Annotated in this window: 17 protein-coding genes and 1 tRNA gene; 7 read left to right on the top strand and 11 right to left on the bottom strand. The window is 72.1% G+C overall.

Annotation, left to right across the window (positions count from 1 at the left end; translation table 11 throughout):
• Positions 1 to 217 precede the first annotated feature (217 nt).
• The 9 genes from AC067U_RS13130 to galU all read right to left on the bottom strand — a co-directional run bounded on the left by AC067U_RS13130 (position 218) and on the right by galU (position 7,922).
• Positions 218 to 1,231, bottom strand: a complete 1,014-nt coding sequence (locus AC067U_RS13130) for a Kelch repeat-containing protein (RefSeq protein WP_478829746.1) — start codon at positions 1,229 to 1,231, stop codon at positions 218 to 220.
• 498 nt (positions 1,232 to 1,729) lie between these two features.
• Positions 1,730 to 2,194, bottom strand: coding sequence for a hypothetical protein (locus AC067U_RS13135; protein WP_478829747.1), 465 nt, complete (start codon positions 2,192 to 2,194; stop codon positions 1,730 to 1,732).
• A 250-nt stretch (positions 2,195 to 2,444) separates the two neighbouring features.
• Positions 2,445 to 2,518: transfer RNA gene (locus AC067U_RS13140), tRNA-Ala, on the bottom strand.
• Between the two features lie 52 nt (positions 2,519 to 2,570).
• Positions 2,571 to 3,596 carry a divisome protein SepX/GlpR gene (sepX, locus tag AC067U_RS13145; RefSeq protein WP_478829748.1) on the bottom strand — a complete coding sequence of 342 codons (1,026 nt, stop codon included), beginning with the start codon at positions 3,594 to 3,596 and terminating at the stop codon, positions 2,571 to 2,573.
• A gap of 146 nt (positions 3,597 to 3,742) precedes the next feature.
• Positions 3,743 to 4,345: a GNAT family N-acetyltransferase gene (locus AC067U_RS13150; RefSeq protein ID WP_478829749.1), complete on the bottom strand. Its 603-nt coding sequence runs from the start codon at positions 4,343 to 4,345 to the stop codon at positions 3,743 to 3,745.
• 17 nt (positions 4,346 to 4,362) lie between these two features.
• Positions 4,363 to 4,983 carry a MogA/MoaB family molybdenum cofactor biosynthesis protein gene (locus AC067U_RS13155; RefSeq protein ID WP_478829750.1) on the bottom strand — a complete coding sequence of 207 codons (621 nt, stop codon included), beginning with the start codon at positions 4,981 to 4,983 and terminating at the stop codon, positions 4,363 to 4,365.
• Entirely contained in the window at positions 4,980 to 5,459 is a 480-nt protein-coding gene (moaC, locus tag AC067U_RS13160) for a cyclic pyranopterin monophosphate synthase MoaC (RefSeq protein ID WP_478829751.1), read from the bottom strand. Before moaC ends, AC067U_RS13155 begins: the two co-directional genes overlap by 4 nt.
• A 159-nt stretch (positions 5,460 to 5,618) precedes the next feature.
• On the bottom strand, positions 5,619 to 7,013 hold the full coding sequence (glp, locus tag AC067U_RS13165; RefSeq protein ID WP_478829752.1) for a molybdotransferase-like divisome protein Glp: 1,395 nt from the start codon (positions 7,011 to 7,013) through the stop codon (positions 5,619 to 5,621).
• A 3-nt stretch (positions 7,014 to 7,016) separates the two neighbouring features.
• Entirely contained in the window at positions 7,017 to 7,922 is a 906-nt protein-coding gene (galU, locus tag AC067U_RS13170) for a UTP--glucose-1-phosphate uridylyltransferase GalU (protein ID WP_478829753.1), read from the bottom strand.
• Positions 7,923 to 8,019: 97 nt separating this feature from the next.
• On the opposite strand from galU, the gene AC067U_RS13175 reads away from it, so the two are divergent.
• Entirely contained in the window at positions 8,020 to 8,637 is a 618-nt protein-coding gene (locus AC067U_RS13175) for a 5-formyltetrahydrofolate cyclo-ligase (protein ID WP_478829754.1), read from the top strand.
• 22 nt (positions 8,638 to 8,659) lie between these two features.
• Here AC067U_RS13175 and AC067U_RS13180 read toward each other — a convergent pair whose 3' ends face one another.
• Positions 8,660 to 11,542 (bottom strand): penicillin acylase family protein, encoded by a 2,883-nt coding sequence (locus AC067U_RS13180; RefSeq protein ID WP_478829755.1) that lies wholly within the window; start codon positions 11,540 to 11,542, stop codon positions 8,660 to 8,662.
• A gap of 205 nt (positions 11,543 to 11,747) precedes the next feature.
• On the opposite strand from AC067U_RS13180, the gene AC067U_RS13185 reads away from it, so the two are divergent.
• The 6 genes from AC067U_RS13185 to mscL all read left to right on the top strand — a co-directional run bounded on the left by AC067U_RS13185 (position 11,748) and on the right by mscL (position 17,932).
• On the top strand, positions 11,748 to 13,268 hold the full coding sequence (locus AC067U_RS13185; protein WP_478829756.1) for a potassium/proton antiporter: 1,521 nt from the start codon (positions 11,748 to 11,750) through the stop codon (positions 13,266 to 13,268).
• 592 nt (positions 13,269 to 13,860) lie between these two features.
• Positions 13,861 to 15,204, top strand: coding sequence for an MFS transporter (locus AC067U_RS13190; RefSeq protein ID WP_478830104.1), 1,344 nt, complete (start codon positions 13,861 to 13,863; stop codon positions 15,202 to 15,204).
• A 67-nt stretch (positions 15,205 to 15,271) separates the two neighbouring features.
• Complete coding sequence (locus AC067U_RS13195) at positions 15,272 to 15,565, top strand: FmdB family zinc ribbon protein (protein ID WP_478829757.1); 294 nt, start codon at positions 15,272 to 15,274, stop codon at positions 15,563 to 15,565.
• A 110-nt stretch (positions 15,566 to 15,675) separates the two neighbouring features.
• A complete protein-coding gene (locus AC067U_RS13200; RefSeq protein ID WP_478829758.1) occupies positions 15,676 to 16,509 on the top strand; it encodes an S-methyl-5'-thioadenosine phosphorylase in 834 nt (277 codons plus the stop codon).
• A 331-nt stretch (positions 16,510 to 16,840) separates the two neighbouring features.
• Positions 16,841 to 17,305, top strand: a complete 465-nt coding sequence (locus AC067U_RS13205) for a hypothetical protein (protein WP_478829759.1) — start codon at positions 16,841 to 16,843, stop codon at positions 17,303 to 17,305.
• 123 nt (positions 17,306 to 17,428) lie between these two features.
• Positions 17,429 to 17,932 carry a large conductance mechanosensitive channel protein MscL gene (gene mscL, locus AC067U_RS13210; protein WP_478829760.1) on the top strand — a complete coding sequence of 168 codons (504 nt, stop codon included), beginning with the start codon at positions 17,429 to 17,431 and terminating at the stop codon, positions 17,930 to 17,932.
• Between the two features lie 157 nt (positions 17,933 to 18,089).
• Here mscL and AC067U_RS13215 read toward each other — a convergent pair whose 3' ends face one another.
• Positions 18,090 to 18,320 carry a hypothetical protein gene (locus tag AC067U_RS13215; protein ID WP_478829761.1) on the bottom strand — a complete coding sequence of 77 codons (231 nt, stop codon included), beginning with the start codon at positions 18,318 to 18,320 and terminating at the stop codon, positions 18,090 to 18,092.
• Positions 18,321 to 18,362: the final 42 nt, after the last annotated feature.

Consider the following 18,362-nt stretch of genomic DNA (forward strand, 5'->3'; position numbering starts at 1 on the left):
GCCGGGAAGGGCGGCGAGACGGTTCTCCTCGGACGACGTGCCCCCTCCAGCACGCTGCTCGGTCGGGGCGCAACGCGTCCGGCGTCACCGACAGCGGTTCTTGAGAGGCGCCGACGCGAAGGGACCGGCCCCGGCCGACGCCGTCCAGGCACGCGCCGTCCCGCCCCGGCAGCCGTCCCTGCCTGTTGACAGGGCAGACCGCCCAGAGCCTGTGCGGTCAGACGGCGGGAATCGGCGGGTCCAGAGCCTCCACCGTGGTCAAGGCACCGCTGGTGACGGCGCCGCCCACGGCGTAGACGCAGGAACCGGTCTGCCCCGGCGGGCATACGGTGACCCCTGAGGCCAGACCCGACCGGGCTGTCGGCATCGCCGTCAGCGTCGTCCAGGCATTGGTACCAGGGTTGTACGACTCGACCGTGTTCAAGGCGCCCGAGATCGACTCGGCTCCGAAGGTGCGGCCGCCGACGGCGTAGATGCACATGCCGCTCTGCCCCTGCGGGCAGGGCGCGGCGGCCGCCGTCAGGTTCCGCCGAGGGGTCGGCAGTGCGGTCACCGGGCTCCAGGCGTTGGTGGCGGGGTTGTACGACTGCACGGTGGCCACGGGGCTCAGGCTGTTGTCGATGCCGCCCACCGCGTACACACAGGTGCCGCTCTGCCCCTGTGGACAGGGCGCGGTGGCTGCCGCCAGCGCACCCTGGGGCGTGTTCATCGGGGCCACTGGGCTCCACGCGTTGGTGGCGGGGTTGTACGAGTGCACGGTGTTGAGGGTGGAACCGGAACCACTGAAGGTTTCCAGTGAGCCGCCGACGGCGTACACGCAGGTGCCGCTCTGCCCAGGCGGGCACGGGGCGGCTGCTGCCGCCAGGTACGCCCGCGGTCCGGGCATGGAGGTCAGCTGGCTCCAGGCGTTCGTGGCCGGGCTGTAGGACTGCACGGTGGCCACGCGTACGCCGTCACTGTCCTGGCCGCCGATGGCGTAGATGCAGGTGCCGGTCTGCCCCGGCGGACAGGGGGCGGCGGCCGCTGCCAGGCCGTAGCGGGATGTGGGCATCGAACGCAGCGTCGTCCAGGCGTTCGTGAGCCGGTTGTAGGACTCCAGGGTGCCCGTGGCGCCTTCCGGGAGGAGGGCCAGGGTGGAGGTGTGGCCGCCCAGGGCGTAGATGCAGGTGCCGGTCTGTCCCGGCGGGCAGGGCGCGGCGGCCCCCGCCAGATGGTGCCGCGGCGAAGGCATCGACGGCAGGGTCGTCCACACCGTCCCGTTGGTGGCCGCGGCCGGCAACACCCCCACCAGGGCTGCGATCAGGGCCAGGAGCGGCGCGAGCCGGAGGTGCCGCGGCCGGCGCCGATGGCGCGATGGTGATTCGTTCGTTCGTGGCAACGTCGGTCTCCTCGCCGTCCGCTGGGTGTATGCGGGCCCGATCGTGCCCCCCGGCCAGTCCGGCAGGCTCTGCGCCGCACTCGGGATCGGCCGGACGGGCCGGGCTTGGACCGGTTCGGGCGAATCCCCCTACCCCGGACGGCGGCCCGGCGCGATCGGAGAGGCCGCCGTCCGAGGACGAGAGGAGGCCGAGCCATGTCCCGCGCAGGCGTCACACAGCCGTCAGGAACTCCTTCCGCCTGGCACTCGCCGACAGGCTGATCACTGCGGGACTGACACACCCCTGAAACGCCTGTTCGCGAGGTGATCGTTTCCCGGTGGCCGCCGGCCGCGACATCCGTGGCACTGGATTCATCCGTGCTCGTTGCCGCGGACGTCGCGGACAACGTGCACTCCGAGTGGAGGCACTTCGTAGTGGAGACGAAGTCCCTGACCCCGTTCTGGGGTGAACCAGCGGTCTGCCCGGAGGGCGCGTTCGCTGCCGACCACGGTTGTCGCCGTCTCGAGAAGGGATCCGCGGGACTCGGCCGTGATGCCGAGCGGCAGCGGGGCGTTCTCGGGGTGGTCGCCCAACTGCCAGCCCGTCCCGAGAAGCTCTGTCTCCACGCCGCCTTCCGCGCGTACCTCCAGGGTGGTGAACAGTCCGCTCGGACCCCGCACCACACCAGGATGCCAGGCGACCCGGCCCTGCTCCCGGTACAGCACCTCGGGCTCGACCACGAACGGCAGCTTCCGCCCTGTCGGGGCCTCGCCGATGAAGCTGATCAGCTGCAGGCCCAGCGGGCGTACCCAGAACTGCAGGCAAGCGTCGTCCATTCGGACATCGCCGAACTGTCCAGTGGCTCGGTAGCGCCGCGAGCAGTCATGCCTCCAGGTGGTCGGAAGCGTCGCGTACGCGAACCACCCCCAGGAATCCCCTTCACCCCGCCCCCGGCCGGCCGGGCAACCGGGACGGGCGATCGGACACCGTCTCGAACAGGCCCCGAAACGCCGAGATCCCGCCCCGCCTGGCGGCGGAACGGGATCTCGTGACGATTCTTGAGAGCTACTCAAGAACTGTCGTCTGTGGACCTGTGGGGATTTGAACCCCAGACCCCCTCGATGCGAACGAGGTGCGCTACCAGACTGCGCCACAGGCCCTTGCGACGTGTGAAACATTAGCATCCCCGCGCCGCTGGTCCAAAACCGATGATCACTCGTTGGCGGCGCGGGGCCTTTCCTCGGCTTCGTACTGGTCGAACAGCGGGGTGCGGCCGGCCTCCCGCGGGCGGCGGGACGAGGTCCGGCCGGTCTCCTTGGGGGAGGCCGGCGGGGCCGCGGAGCGCTGGGCGCGCAGGCGCGGGTCGGTGGGCTCCGCGGTGCTGGAGCGGGCCGGGCTCCAGGCGTCCGGTGCCGGGGAGCCGTTGGCGCGCGGGGCGACCGGGGCCGTGACGTAGGTCGGCAGCGGGACCGGGACCGGCTCCCAGCTGTCGCCGCGGGCGGGGCCGCGCTCGCGCTCCTTCTGCTGGTCCACCCATTCGGCGTGGTCCGTCTGCTCGACCAGCGCGCGGCGGCCCGCCTCCTGGGGGGAGACGGGTGGCGCGGGGTCGGGTTCCGCGCCCGCGGCCGGATCCTCGGGGTCGCGGCGGCGCGGCTGACGGCTCTCGCGGAGGCGGCGCGCCGCGGCCTCGGCGCGGCGGCGGTCCATGGTGAACGCGAACCGGCGCCGCTCCTGCCCCCGCAGGTGCGCGATGTACGTGCTCAGCAGTACGGCGGGCACGGCCGGGGCCCAGAGGAACCGGAGGCCGCCGACGGCGGCGACGATCGCGCCGAGCGTGAAGACGAGGAAGAGGACCGCGGTGGTGCGCCGGCGGCGGGCGAGGACCTGGTGGCGCTTCTCGCGCCGGTTCCGCTCCATCCGCTCCGCGGCGGCGGTCCGCGGCTCCGCACGGGTCGGGGACATGCCTGAGGCCCGGGCGTCGGCCTCGACGGAATTCACCAATTCCGTGGCCGCGTCCGGGTCCGCGTGGGGTTGCGCCTCCTCACCACCGCGCTCACGCAGTTCCTTGGCGTAACGGCGCTCCATTCCCGCCCGTCCGGAAAGCAACCGGATGGCGGTGGAGAAGCGTTCCGTCGGACGGGCTTCGTTCAGCTCGTCCTGCCTCCGGAGCCACATGGGCACCAAGTAGGCGGCCCAGGCCCCGACGATGACTGCGTAGATGAGGCCGCTGCTGCTCACACCTCACACCGTAGAGGGGCGCGGGCGGGGGCATCGGCCAATTGAGCCGGTGTGTCGCACGATCTGGCTGATATCACCGACTTTTTTTGTGATTCTTCGGATCAGGTGATCGGCCGATGCCGATCGAATTCGAACAGATTTGCGTTTTACTGGCGATGCTGTACGCGGCGCCGGTGCCAGCGTTCCAGCAGACCCTCCGGCACCTCCTCCGCCGTCAGCGCGTAGACCAGGTGGTCCCGCCACGCGCCGTCGATGTGGAGGTAGCGCGGCCGCAGCCCCTCCTCGCGGAACCCGAGCTTCTCCACCACCCGGCGGCTCGGCCCGTTCTCGGGCCGGATGCACACCTCGATCCGGTGCAGGCCCACGTGGCGGAAGCAGTGGTCCACGGCGAGCGCCAATGCGGTCGGCATGACGCCCCGCCCGGCCACCTCGCGGTCCACCCAGTACCCCACGTGGCCGGCGCACATCGAGCCCCAGGTGATCCCGGCCACCGTCAGCTGCCCGACCAGCCGCCCCTGGTACTCGACGACGAAGGGAAGCATCCGGCCGGCGTTCGCCTCGGCCCGCAGGTGCCGCACCATCTGCCGGTACGTCGGACGCTGGACCACCGGACCCCAGGGCGCGGGCGGCGGGATCGTCGCCTCCCAGGGGCGCAGCCATTCGCGGTTGCGCCGGTTCACCTCGCGCCAGTCACGCTGGTCCCGCAGTTTTATCGGCCGGAGCGACACGTCGCCATCGCTCAGTACCACCGGCCAGGAGGGCCCGTTCAGCTCGCGCTCCCCGAGGGCCCGGCCGGCGGCCGCGGGTGGTCGCCGCCGCGGATCTGGTCCACCGCATGGGGCAGGACGCGGGACAGCACGGCCAGCCCGTCGCGGACCCCGCCGGTGGAACCGGGCAGGTTGACGATCAGGGTGCGGCCCGCGACGCCCGCCAGGCCACGGGACAGTGCCGCGGTGGGCACGTGCGCCAGGCCCTCGGCGCGGATGGCCTCCGGGATGCCGGGGACCTGGTAGTCGACCACCCGGGCGGTGGCGTCGGGGGTCCGGTCGGTCGGCGAGATGCCCGTGCCGCCGGTGGTGAGGATGACGTCGTAGCCGGCGGCCACGCCCTCGCGCAGCGCCTGCTCGACCGGGTCGCCGTCCGGGACCACCCGGGGGCCGTCGACCACGAAGCCCAGTTTCCGCAGGCCCTCGGCCAGGAGCGGGCCGCCCTTGTCGGCGTAGACGCCCTGGGAGGCCCGGTTGGAGGCGGTGACCACCAGGCCGCGCGGGCCGTCGGCAACCGGCGCGGGGGCCGTGGCCGGTGCGGGGGCGGGTGCGGAGACCGGGGCCGCTCCCTGCTCCGGGTGGGCGTGGCTGTGGACCTCGCCGCCGCGGGGCGCGTTCACGAACGGCTCCAGTCGCCCGACTTCCCGCCGGTCTTCTCCTCGACCCGGACGTCGGTGATCACCGCGCCCTTGTCGACCGCCTTCACCATGTCGATCACGGTCAGGCCGGCGACGGCGACCGCCGTCAGCGCCTCCATCTCGACGCCGGTGCGGTCCGCGGTCTTCACGGTGGCGAGGATCTCCACCGCGTCGTCGGCGACCGTCAGGTCGACCTTGACACCGGAGACCGACAGCGGATGGCAGAGCGGGATCAGGTCCGGGGTCTTCTTCGCGCCCATGATCCCGGCGATCCGCGCGGTGGCGAGGGCGTCACCCTTGGGCACTCCCTCGCCCCGCAGCAGTTCGATCACCCGGGGCGCGACCAGGACCCGCCCGCTGGCCCGCGCCGTGCGGGTGGTGACCTGCTTCTCCGACACGTCGACCATCCGGGCCGCGCCCGCCTCGTCGATGTGCGTCAGCCTGCTCTGGGTACTCATCGCTGTGCCGCTCCGCTCTGGGCCCCGCCGGGCCTGTGTGGTGCAACACACGCTACCCGTAGCGGGGCGGGGCGGGCCGGGCGGACCGTCAGCCGGACGGCACCGCCGGCACCGCCCGGACCGCCCGCACGGCCCGGACCCCCCGGACCGCCGTGAGGGTCAGCCGAGCAGGACCACGTCCAGGTCGGTGCCCGGCTCCACCGAGGTGACGTCCTCGGGGACGACGATCAGCGAGTCGGCGTGCGCCAGCGCGGCGATCAGGTGCGAGCCCGAGCCGCCGACCGGGCGGACCGTGCCGGCCTCGGCGTCGTACGTCCCGCGCAGGAACTGCCGGCGGGCGGCGGGCGAGCCGAGCGCCTTGTCGGCCTCCAGCCGGGCCCGGACCACCGGCCTGGAAACGTCCGGCAGACCCATCAGCGCGCGGATGGCCGGGCGTACGAACAGCTCGAAGGAGACGTACGAGGACACCGGGTTGCCGGGCAGGGCCATCAACGGGGTGTGGTCGGGGCCGATCGAGCCGAAGCCCTGCGGCTTGCCGGGCTGCATGGCCAGCTTGCGGAAGTCGATCCCGCCGGCGGCCGCGGCGCCCCCGTCGTCTGCCGCGTTCCCGGCGTTCCCGGCGTTCCCGGCGTTCCCGGCGCTCTCCGCGGTGCCTGCCGCCGACAGGGCCTCCTTGACCACGTCGTACGCTCCGACGCTCACCCCGCCGGTGGTGACCAGCAGGTCCGCCCGGATCAGCTGGTCCTCGATGGTGGCGCGCAGCGTGTCCGCGTCGTCGGCGACCGCCCCGACCCGGTAGGCGATGGCCCCGGCGTCCCGGGCGGCCGCGGCCAGCGCGAAGCTGTTGGAGTCGTAGATGGTCCCGGCGGCCAGCGCCTCGCCGGGCTGCACGAGCTCGCTGCCGGTGGACAGCACCACCACGCGCGGGCGGGGCCGGACCCGGACCGTGCCGCGGCCGATGGCCGCCAGCAGGGCGATCTGCGGCGGCCCGAGGAGCGTGCCGGCGGCCAGCGCCAGGTCACCGGCCTGCACGTCGCTGCCGCGCGCCCGGACGTGGGCGCGCGCCTCGGCGGCCCGGTGCACCCGCACCTCGCCGCCGGCCCCCTCGGGGGCGGCGCTGGCCGGGGTCATGCCGGCCGCCGCACCGCCGCCGGTGCCGCCGTCGGTCCACTCGACCGGTACGACGGCCTCCGCGCCCGGCGGCAGCGGGGCGCCGGTCATGATCCTCGCGGCCTGGCCGGGGCCCACGGTGGGCAGCTCGCCGCTGCCCGCCGCCACGTCCCCGATGACCGAGAGCACCGCGGGGAACTCCTCGCTCGCCCCCTGGACGTCGGCCACCCGGACGGCGTACCCGTCCATGGAGCTGTTGTCGAAGGGCGGCAGGGCGACGGGCACGGTGACGTCCTCGACCAGGACGCAGCCCTGGGCGTCGAGCAGCTGCAGCTCGATCGGCTCCAGCGGCCTGACCGTGGCCAGGATGTCCGCCAGGTGCTCGTCCACCGACCAGAGCCGCTGCGGCCCGTGTGCGGTGTCCTGGGATGCGGTGCTGCTCAAGGCTTACTCCATCTCCTCCGTGACGTAACTGCGAAGCCAGGTGCGGAACTCCGGCCCCAGGTCCTCACGCTCGCACGCGAGGCGGACGATGGCCCGGAGGTAGTCGGCACGGTCTCCGGTGTCGTAGCGGCGGCCCCGGAAGACCACGCCGTGCACCGGACCGCCGAAGGTCTCGTCGGCGGCCAGCTTCTGCAGGGCGTCGGTGAGCTGGATCTCCCCACCGCGGCCCGGCTCGGTCTCCCGCAGTATGTCGAAGATCGCGGGGTTGAGGACGTACCGTCCGATGACCGCGTAGTTGCTCGGGGCGTCGGCCGCGTCGGGCTTCTCCACCAGGCCGGTGATGCGGACGACGTCCGTCTCCTCGGTGGCCTCGACCGCGGCGCAGCCGTAGAGGTGGATGTTCTCCGCGGGGACCTCCATCAGCGCGATGACGGAGCCGCCGGTGCGCTGCTGGATCTCGGTCATCTGGCGGAGCAGCGGGTCGCGCGGGTCGATCAGGTCGTCGCCGAGCAGCACCGCGAAGGGCTCGTTGCCGACGTGCGGGGCGGCGCAGAGCACGGCGTGGCCCAGGCCCCGCGGGTCGCCCTGGCGGACGTAGTGCATGGTGGCCAGGTCGCTCGACTCCTGGACCTTCTTCAGCCGGTCGTCGTCGCCCTTGGCGACGAGGGCCGACTCCAGCTCGTAGTTGCGGTCGAAGTGGTCCTCGAGCGGCCGCTTGTTGCGTCCCGTGATCATCAACACGTCGTCCAGGCCCGCGTTGACGGCCTCTTCCACCACGTACTGGATGGCGGGCTTGTCCACGACCGGGAGCATTTCCTTCGGAGTGGCCTTCGTCGCCGGGAGGAAGCGAGTACCGAGGCCCGCGGCCGGAATGACGGCCTTTGTGATCACGGGGTGCAACTGAGTCATGGGCAGAACGATAGAGGGTACGCAAGGACCGAGAGTTATATTCCGGTAAACAAATACCGATTTGATCCGGTATGGGGAAGGGATTTGAAGGCGAGCCGTGACAGAGAACCGATCCGCCAAGTCCGAATTGCGCCGTGAACTGCTCGCGGCCCGGCGCGCTTTGCCCCCCGCTGCGGCCGACGCGGCGGCCGGCGCGCTGGCCGTCAGGGCCCTGGGGCTGCCCGAACTGGCGGAGGCGCACACGGTGGCGGCGTACGTCTCGGTGGGGACCGAACCCGGGACGCGTGAGCTGCTGGACGGGCTGCGGCGGGCGGGCAAACGGGTGCTGCTGCCCGTGCTGCTGCCCGACAACGACCTCGACTGGGCCGAGTACACGGGCCCGGGCAGCCTCGCGGAAGCGGCGCACCCGGGCAAGATCCGCCTGCTGGAGCCGGCCGGTCCGCGGCTCGGCCCGGAGGCGGTGACCGGGGCGGACGCGGTGCTGCTGCCCGGCCTCGCGGTGGACGGCCGCGGGATGCGGCTGGGCCGCGGCGGCGGCTCGTACGACCGGGTGCTGGCGCGGCTGGCGGAGGCCGGGGCGCATCCGGCGCTGGTGGTGCTCCTCTACGACCACGAGGTGGTCGCGCGGGTCCCGGAGGAGCCGCACGACCACCCCGTGCAGGCGGTGGCCACCCCGTCGGGGGTGCGCCGGTTCGCCGGTCGGTCCGGCGGGTGAGGGCCCTGTCGGGGCCCTGCCGTCAGGAGCCCTCGGGCTTCAGGGTGAGGGTCTCCTCGGTCGCCGCGTTCACCGCGTCCGGGCCGAACGGCCAGTCCAGCAGCTCGCCCTTGGACCACAGGTCCGTCTGGTCCGTGTAGTTCGGGTGGTACGCGTGCCCGGAGGCGCCGGTCAGGTTGATCCAGCGGGACTTGTCCAGGTCGTTGAGGTTCACGACCATCCGCATGGACGGGACCCAGGTGACGGCGTAGCCGCCGGCCGCGTTCCAGCCGGTGGCGTTGACCGTGGCCTCGCCGCCGCCCAGGTTCCAGGGACCCCGGTTGAGCACGAACTGCAGGAAGCCGGGGCCCTCGGTGCCGATGGTCTGGTTGCGCAGCATCAGCTGGTGCAGCCGTCCCCAGCTCCAGGTGCTCTGGTCCTTGCCCAGCTTGGCGACCAGCTCCCACTGCGCGTCGCGCATGGCCCGCGCGAACAGCTCGTCGCGCGTGGTGGCGGCCTTGGCGGTGCGGGTCGCGGGCGCCTTCCACCAGCCGGACTTCTCGTCCTTGATCAGTCGGCGGACCACCTCGAACCAGCGGTCGCCGCCGTCGGGCTGGGCCGAGTCGGCGTCGCGCATGCCGCACTCGCGGACCGTCTCGGCGAGGTCGTCGACCGGGCCGGAGGTCGCGTCGCGGACGTTCAGGCAGCTGCCCTCGATCCGGAGCTCCTTGGGCATCTTGTCGCCGAAGGACAGCCGGAGGATGTTCCGCCAGACCGCGTTGAAGTAGGCGGCCGCGGCGGAGTCCGGCTCCTGGGTGTAGTTCCAGCCGTCCAGCAGCTGCTGGGCCTTGCGCACGTCCGGGTCCGAAATGTGGATCTTGGACAGGATGGGGACGAGCAGCGTGGCGATCTCGCTGCTGTTGTCCATCTGCATGGCCCGCATGTCGTCGGTCGAGATCTTGCCGCTGTCCTTGATCTTCGCCTCGATGAGGTCGTTGATCCGCTGGCTGCGGGCGCCGTAGCCCCAGTCGGTGGTCAGCGTGTACGGGTACTTGCCCTTGCCGGTCTCGACCACGGCCTGGTTGGCGGTGACGATGTAGCCGCGCTGCGGGTTGTAGTCCCAGGGCATCTCGTCCTGCGGGATCCAGCCGGCGGTGCCGCCCGGGACGCCCTTCCAGGCGTACTTGGAGTCCCAGCCGGGGGACGGCAGGCGGCCGTCGCCCTGGCCGCGGACCGGGATGCGGCCCGGGGCCTGGTAGCCGATGTTGTTCTTGGTGTCGGCGTAGATCAGGTTCTGCGAGGGGACCTCGAAGTCGCGGGCGGCCTTCCGGAAGTCCTGGAAGTTCCTGGCCTGGTTGAGCTTGAAGACGGCGTCCATGGACTTGCCCGGGTCCAGGGCGGTCCAGCGCAGGGCCACCGCGTAGCCGTTGCCCCGGTCGGGGGCGGAGCTGGCGACGGGGGCGCGGGTGCCGACGGTCTCCAGCTCGTCGCTGCGGTCGGAGACCAGCGGGCCGTTGTCGGTGGCGCGGACGGTGATCTTCTTCTCCGCGCCGCCGGCGACCTTGATGACCTCTTCGCGGGTCTTGAAGGGCAGGACCTTGTTGTCGCGGACGTAGCCGTCCGGGCGGACCTGCTCCAGGTAGAGGTCGGTGACGTCGGCGCCCAGGTTGGTCATGCCCCAGGCGATGTCCTGGTTGTGGCCGATGACCACGCCGGGCATGCCGGAGAAGGTGTAGCCGGCCACCTGGAACCTGCAGTCGGGTGAGGCCTTACGGCAGTGCAGGCCCATCTGGTACCAGACCGAGGGCAGCTGCGGGGCCAGGTGCGGGTCGTTGGCCAGCAGGGGCTTGCCGGTGGTCGTGTACTTGCCCGCGACGACCCACGAGTTCGAGCCGATGCCGCTGCCGTTCGGGCCGAGCAGGGCCGGGACCTCGTCCAGGGTGCCGGAGAGGGCGGTCAGCTGGCTGCGCAGACCCTCGGTGGCGCCGGCCGGGGAGGTGGTGCCGTTCCCGGTCTGGGTGCTGGTGCCGGTCCCGGATCCGGTTCCGGTGCCGGAAGCGGATCCCGTACCCGTGCCGGCGCCCGTTCCGGTGCCGCCGGCCGTGACGGAGTTCCGCCCGGCGCCGGTGGAGCCGCGACCCGTCGTGCCGGAGCCGGACTGGCCCTGCGGAACGTACGCGCCGGACTCGGTCTTGCCCCCCTCGACGATCGGCTTGTTCCGGTCGAAGGGGTAGGCCGGGTACAGCTGGTCGATCTGCTCCGGGGTGAGCTTTCCGGACATCAGCGCCCGGTCGATCTCGTCCTGCATGTTGCCGCGCAGGTCCCAGGCCATGGCCTTGAGCCAGGCCACGGAGTCCACCGGGCTCCACGGCTCGGGCGCGTAGTCGTCGCTGATCTTCAGGGCCGCGTGCTCGACCGAGAGGTCCTTGCCGGACTTCCCCTTCAGGTACGCGTTGACCCCGTCGGCGTACGCCTGGAGGTATTTCTTGGTCTCGGGCGAGAGCTTGGAGTCGTACTCGGTCTGCGCGACCTGTCGCCAGCCCAGCGTGCGCAGGAAGGCGTCGGTCTCGACCTGGCCGCTGCCGAACATCTCCGAGAGGCGCCCGGAGGTCATGTGGCGGCGGACGTCCATCTCCCAGAAGCGGTCCTGCGCGTGCACGAAGCCCTGCGCGCGGAACAGGTCCAGGTCGTTGTCGGCGTAGAGCTGCGGGATTCCGTGGCGGTCGCGCTTCACCTCGACGGTGCCGGTGAGGCCCGGGAGGGCCAGGCTGCCGGTCGTCTGCGGGAAGGAGGCGCGCACAGTGTCCACGCTCCAATACGCCCCGTAACCGAGGCCCGCGACGAGCGCCAGCACCAGGGTGAGCACGATCAGACGGGCGCGTCGCCCCTTCTTCTTGGCGGAGGGGGCGGAATCGTTGGCGGGCATCGCTGTCCTTCGAGGGGCAGGGTGGTCCTGAGTGCTGGGAGCAACCATAGGCGCAGCACCACGCCCGTTCGGACGCGGTGTCAGGGACTTCGTCGAACTGACGTTTCACAATGTGACTATCACGTCAAGAAAGCGTCAAAGATTAGGTAAGGTAACGAACTAACAGCCGCACCGCCGGCCATCGGAGGAACGATCCGGCAGGCCCGTGAGAGAGGATCGCCCGCTGACCGTCCACGACCTCAACGCACTTCTGCTGGTCTGCTCGCTCGTACTGCTCGTCGCGGTGGCGGCGGTACGCGTCTCGTCGCGGAGCGGTCTGCCCAGCCTGCTCATCTACCTCGGCATAGGCATCGCGATAGGCCAGGACGGCATCGGCGTCGGCTTCGACAACGCGGAGCTGACCCAGGTCATCGGATACGCGGCCCTGGTTGTGATCCTCGCCGAGGGCGGTCTGGGCACGAAGTGGAAAGAGATCGAACCCGCCATGCCGGCCGCGGCGATGCTGTCGCTGGTGGGCGTGGGGATCAGCGTGGGCGTGACGGCGGCCGGAGCCCACTACCTGATCGGATTGGACTGGCGGCAGGCCCTGCTGATCGGCGCGGTCGTCTCCTCGACGGACGCGGCGGCGGTCTTCTCGGTGCTGCGGAAGGTGCCACTGCCGGCACGGGTCACGGGCGTCCTGGAGGCCGAGTCCGGCTTCAACGACGCCCCGGTGGTGATCCTGGTGGTGGCCTTCTCGACGGTCGGCCCCATCAGCGACTGGTACGTCCTGATCGGCGAGATCCTGCTGGAGCTGGCCATCGGCGCGGCCGTCGGCCTCGCGGTGGGCTTCATCGGCTCGTACGGCCTCCGGCACGTGGCCCTGCCCGCCTCGGGCCTCTATCCGATCGCCGTGATGGCCATCGCCGTGACGGCGTACGCGGCCGGCGCGATGGCACACGGCTCCGGCTTCCTCGCCGTGTACCTGGCGGCGATGGTGCTGGGGAACTCGAAGCTGCCGCACTGGCCGGCCACCCGGGGCTTCGCCGACGGGCTCGGCTGGATCGCCCAGATCGGCATGTTCGTCCTGCTCGGCCTGCTGGTGACCCCGCACGAGCTGGGTGACGACATCTGGCCCGCCATGGTCATCGGACTGGTGCTCACCCTGGTGGCACGGCCGGTGTCGGTGTTCGTCAGCCTGCTGCCGTTCAAGATGGCCTGGCAGGAGAAGACCCTGATGTCCTGGGCCGGCCTGCGCGGGGCGGTGCCCATCATCCTGGCCACGATCCCGATGGTGTCCGGGATCGAGGGCAGCGGCCGGATCTTCAACATCGTCTTCATGCTGGTGGTCGTCTACACGCTGGTGCAGGGACCGACCCTGCCCTGGCTGGCCCGGAAGCTGGAGCTCCGGGAGACCGGGGAGGCCGCCCAGGACCTCGGCATCGAATCGGCACCGCTGGAGAAGCTGCGCGGGCACCTGCTGTCCTTCGGCATCCCGGACGGCTCCCGGATGCACGGCGTCGAGGTCAGCGAGCTGCGGCTGCCCGCCGGAGCGGCCGTCACCCTCGTCGTGCGGGAGGAGAAGAGCTTCGTGCCGCTCCCGTCCACGGTGCTGCGGCACGGGGACGAACTGCTGGTGGTGGCGACGGACCAGGTGCGGGACGCGGCGGAGGCGCGGCTGCGGGCGGTGGCCCGGGGCGGCAAGCTGGCCGGCTGGCTGGGGACCGGCGGGGCCTCGCTGCACTGAGCAGCGCCTTCCGGACCGGGCCCGGGGTGTCCCTTACGTACGGGACACGCCACCTGGCCAGCGGCGGATCGCACGAGGCTCCGCGGGGCGGACCGGACGATCATCTGACCGCTCACGCTCTTCGTTCACCAGGAGAACGGGAGGTTTCACGCCTGTTTCCATGGGAGCGGAAGGCGACAATCCGGTTAATCAAAGGTTAAGACACATCTTGCCAGCGTAATCACAGGGCGTGGCAGCGACTTTGCCTGTACGATTAAGGAACACAAACGAACCAACTCTGCCTGATGCAGAGCTGGCGCGACCGCTCGGCGGCCGCGGCGCCCTCCCCAAGTGCGGGCGCCCAGGTATCACTCGGTTCTGCGCAAGAGGACAGCTCTCGGGGCTCCCACATGTACGGGTGCGGCTCACAAGGCCAGCACCGCCCGCAGACGGGGACGCTCTACCAGGCAGCAGAAAGGCAAGGGCCGTGACATCCGCGGTCACGACCGACAAGTCCGAGACGTCGTCCTCCACCACCACTTCCACCACCGGCGCCACCGCCGCGCGCGCCGCCAAGCCCGGATACGGGGCGCTCCTTCGCACCCCCGGCGCCGTGAGCTTCGTGCTCCCCGGCTTCGCCGCCCGGCTGCCGTTCGGCATGCTGACCATCAGCATCCTGCTGCTCGTCCAGCACACCACGGGCTCGTACGCGAACGCCGGCATCGTCGCCGCCGTCACCGGCATCTCGATGGCGCTGTTCGCCCCGGTGATGGGTCACTTCACCGACCGCCACGGCCAGGGCGCCGTCCTGGTCCCCGTGGTGCTCACGCACTCCGCCGCAGTGAGCGGCCTCGCCACCCTCGCCCTGATGGGCGCCCCACTCTGGGCGCTCGCGCTGGCCGCCGTCCCGGCCGGTGCGAGTGTCCCGCAGGTCGGCCCGATGGTGCGCGCCCGCTGGGCCGCGCGCCTGGAGGGCTCGCCGCTGCTGCCGACGGCCGCCGCGTTCGAGTCCGTCACCGACGAGTTCACCTTCGTGGTGGGCCCGGTGCTGGCCACGGCCCTGTGCACCGGTGTGCACCCGGGCGCCGGCCTGGTGACCGAGGCCGCGCTGACGCTGCTCGGCGGCCTGCTGTTCGCCGCCCAGCGCGCCACCCAGCCCAAGCCGCGCGGTCGCGCCGCCGGTGCCGGTGAGAAGCACGCCCCGGCGTTCACCTTCCCGGCCCTGTGGGTCCTGATCGCCGCCTTCGTCGGCATCGGCGCCGTCTTCGGCGGCATGCAGGTCTCCCTGGCGGCCTTCTCCAACGAGATCGGCAACCCCGGTGCCAACGGTCTGCTCTACGGCGTCTTCGCCGCGGGCAACATGGCCGCCGGCATCGCCATGGGCGCCATCGCCTGGAAGGTCGGCCCGCGCCGCCGCCTGATCGTGGGCTACATCGGCCTCACCGCCGCCGCCTCGCTGCTGTGGACCGCGAACTCCGCGGTCGTGCTCGGCGGGATCGGTCTGCTGGTCGGCCTGTGCATCGCCCCGGCCCTGATCACCGGCTTCACGATGGTCGAGAGCCTGGTCCCGGCGGGCTCCCGCACCGAGGCCTTCACCTGGCTGACCGGCGCGGTCGCCTTCGGCCAGGCCGGTGCCGTGGTCCTGGCGGGCCGGCTGACCGACGCGTACGGCTCCGCCTCCGGGTTCCTGGTGCCGATGGCCGCGACCGTGCTGGCCCTGGCCACGCTGCTGGCGCTGCGCGGCAGGCTGGCGCCGAAGGCCCCGAGCCGCATCGTGATCCCCGCGTCGGTGGCGGCCCAGGCCGCGGCCGAGGCCGGTCTCACCACGGCGGCCACGGCTTCCGCCAAGCCGGCCGCCAAGCCGTCCTCGAGTGCCGCGGTCCAGGGTGACGGGCCGGCTGTGACGCGGGTGAACGAGCGTGGTCTCGGTCACCGCGTGCCGGTGACGGTGGACTGATCCGCCGGAATAGGTCACCATGGAGCGTCGTTAGCACTCATCGAGTCAGAGTGCCAGGAGGAAGATCGTGCCGACCTACCAGTACCAGTGCACCGAGTGCGGTGAGGGCCTCGAGGCCGTGCAGAAGTTCACGGACGACGCCCTGACCGAGTGCCCGAGCTGCAAGGGACGCCTGAAGAAGGTGTTCTCCGCGGTCGGCATCGTCTTCAAGGGTTCCGGTTTCTACCGGAACGACAGCCGAGGCGCCTCGTCGAGCAGCACCCCGGCGTCCAGCTCTTCGAAGCCCGCGGCCGCGTCCTCGACGTCGACCGCGGCTCCGGCTGCCGCCCCGGCCCCCGCGCCGAGCACCCCGGCCGCCTGACGCTCCGTACCCCGGTACGCGAGCCGCACGACCTGAGCGGAGGCCCCCGCGCCCGAACGGCGCGGGGGCTTTCGCGCACCCGGACGCGGGCGTCTCGTAGGCTGGTCCGCATGGTGAACGCAGAGATCGGCGTGATAGGCGGGTCGGGCTTCTACTCCTTCCTGGAGGACATGTCCGAGATCCAGGTCGACACCCCGTACGGGGCCCCGAGCGACTCGCTCTACGTGGGCGAGCTGGCCGGGCGGACGGTGGCCTTCCTGCCCCGGCACGGCCGCGGGCACCACCTTCCGCCGCACCGGATCAACTACCGCGCCAACCTGTGGGCGCTGCGCTCGGTCGGGGTCCGCCAGGTGCTGGGCCCGTGCGCGGTGGGCGGCCTGCGTCCCGAATACGGCCCGGGCACCCTGCTGGTCCCCGACCAGCTGGTCGACCGTACGAAGGCCCGTGCGCAGACCTACTTCGACGGGCACCCGCTGCCCGACGGCACCGTCCCCAACGTGGTCCACACGAGCTTCGCCGACCCGTACTGCCCGGTCGGGCGGTCGGTGGCACTCGAGGCGGCGCGCGGGCGCGCCTGGGAGCCGGTGGACGGCGGCACCATGGTGGTCGTGGAGGGGCCCCGGTTCTCCACCCGGGCCGAATCGCGCTTCCACGCGGCGATGGGCTGGTCGGTGGTCGGCATGACCGGGCACCCGGAGGCCTTCCTCGCCCGTGAGCTGGGGCTCTGCTACACCTCGATGGCGCTGGTGACCGACCTGGACGCGGGCGCGGAGACCGGCGAGGGCGTCTCCCACACGGAGGTCCTGAAGGTCTTCGGCGAGAACGTGGGCCGGCTCCGCGAGGTGCTGTTCGACGCGGTGGCCGCGCTGCCGCGGACGGAGTCGCGGTCCTGCCTGTGCACGCATGTGCACGATGGGTGGGACCTGGGCATCGAGCTGCCGTAGGGCCTTCCGGCCGTAACCCGTGTGGGCGATCGGGTTTTCCACAGGCTGGGGAGTGTCCACAGGGCCCGGCGGAGTGCGGGCCCTGTGGCGGATCGTGAGGGGTGTCCGGGCGCGGTGTCCGGGGTGAGCTCCCTCTCGACGGGCGGTGGTCGGCATGTCCGGCGCTTTCTTCCCCTCTTCCGGTTCCTTCTCTCCTTCGGCTTCTTCGGCTTCTTCGGCTTCTTCGGCTTCTTCCGCCTCTTCGGTTTCTTCCTCTCCTTCCCGTGGTTCGGCGTCTTCGGCTGCGTCTCCCCCGTCCGCGGCTCCGGTCGCGTGTCCGCCGCCACGCGCGGTGCCGGAGTTCGCCCCGCTGCGGGTCGGGCGGGGGCCCGGGCGGCTGCGGCGGGCCGTGCGGCGCAGGCGGCGGGCTGCCGGGGTCGGGCTGGCGGTGGCCGCTGCGGCCGCGCTGGCGGCCGGCGGGGCCGAGGCGCGGGCCCAGCGCGGTGAGGCACCGCCGCAGCCCCGGCCGGGGCCGAGGTCAGCCCCCGTGGTGCGGCTGGTGTCCGCGCCGGTGCGGATCGCGGATGCGGCGGCGGTACGGCTGCTGCGGCCCGGTGATCGGGTGGACGTGGTGGCGGCGGAGCGGGACGGGCCGCCACGGGTGGTGGCGGCGGGTGCCCGCGTGGCCGAAGTCCCCGCTCAGGACAAGGGTGTTGCGGACGGCGGGGCGCTGGTGGTCCTGTCCGTGCCGCGGGACACCGCACGGCAGCTCGTGGGTGTGGGCGCCGTGACACCGCTGGCGGTGACACTGTGCTGAATCGCGCCCATGATCAGCCGAATCACCTGAAGGTGTGCGCCGATTGGACAGGCCGCGGCCGGACTGCCGTAGTTTTCGGAACCGTTGGCTCCGCGTCCTGTTCGAACGAGGAAAGGCTCAGTGGTGAGCGAGAAGAAGAAGGAGAGCGTCCTGGCGGGCTTCAAGGCCTTCCTGATGCGCGGCAACGTGGTGGACCTGGCGGTCGCCGTGGTCATCGGTGCCGCGTTCACGAACATCGTGAACTCCGTGGTGAAGGGGATCATCGGCCCGGTGGTGGGCGCGATCGGCACGAAGAGCCTGGACGGCTACACCTCGTGTCTGAAGGGTCCCTGCACCGTGGACGCAAAGGGCAACCCGGTCGGCGTGAACATCCTCTGGGGCAGCGTGCTGAACGCCACGCTGACCTTCGTGATCACGGCCGCCGTCGTCTACTTCCTGATGGTGCTGCCGATGGCGAAGTACCTCGCCCGGCAGGAGGCGCGGCGGAAGGCCCGGGAGGGCGTGCAGGAGACCCTGGAGGTCACCGAGCTGGAGGTGCTCAAGGAGATCCGCGACAACCTGGTGGCGCAGCGCACCGGCTCCTCCGACCTGGCCGCGCAGCCGCGCAACGGCAGCCACCCGGCCTGACCGTCCCGGGCCGGGCCCGCCCGAGGCCGGGTCCGGGCCGTCTGACGGGTCCGGGCCGTCCGACGGGTCCGGGCCGTCCGACGGGTCCGGGGCGTCCGACGGGTCCGGGGCGTCTGGCAGGTCTGGCAGGTCTGCCGCGTCGCGCGGGGCGGGCGGCTCAGAGGTGGTGGGGCGGCTTCTCGTCGAGGAAGCGCGCCAGATCGGCGGCGCTGCCCGAGGAGGTCGGCCGTTCGCCCCAGCCGCGGTCCGTGTCGTCGGAGGACTGCTGGTCCAGCGGGTCGTCGAAGATCAGGGCCGGCTTGGGCCTGGACGACGGCCGGTGCGCCTGGGAAGGCTGCGACCCGGGCTCGGGGACGGGCCCGGAACCGGGCGCGGGGGCGGTACTCATGCACCCAGAGTACGGCCGCCCCCGCCGCCCGGACGCGGTCGG

Source organism: Streptomyces sp. NPDC043853 (assembly GCF_056436025.1).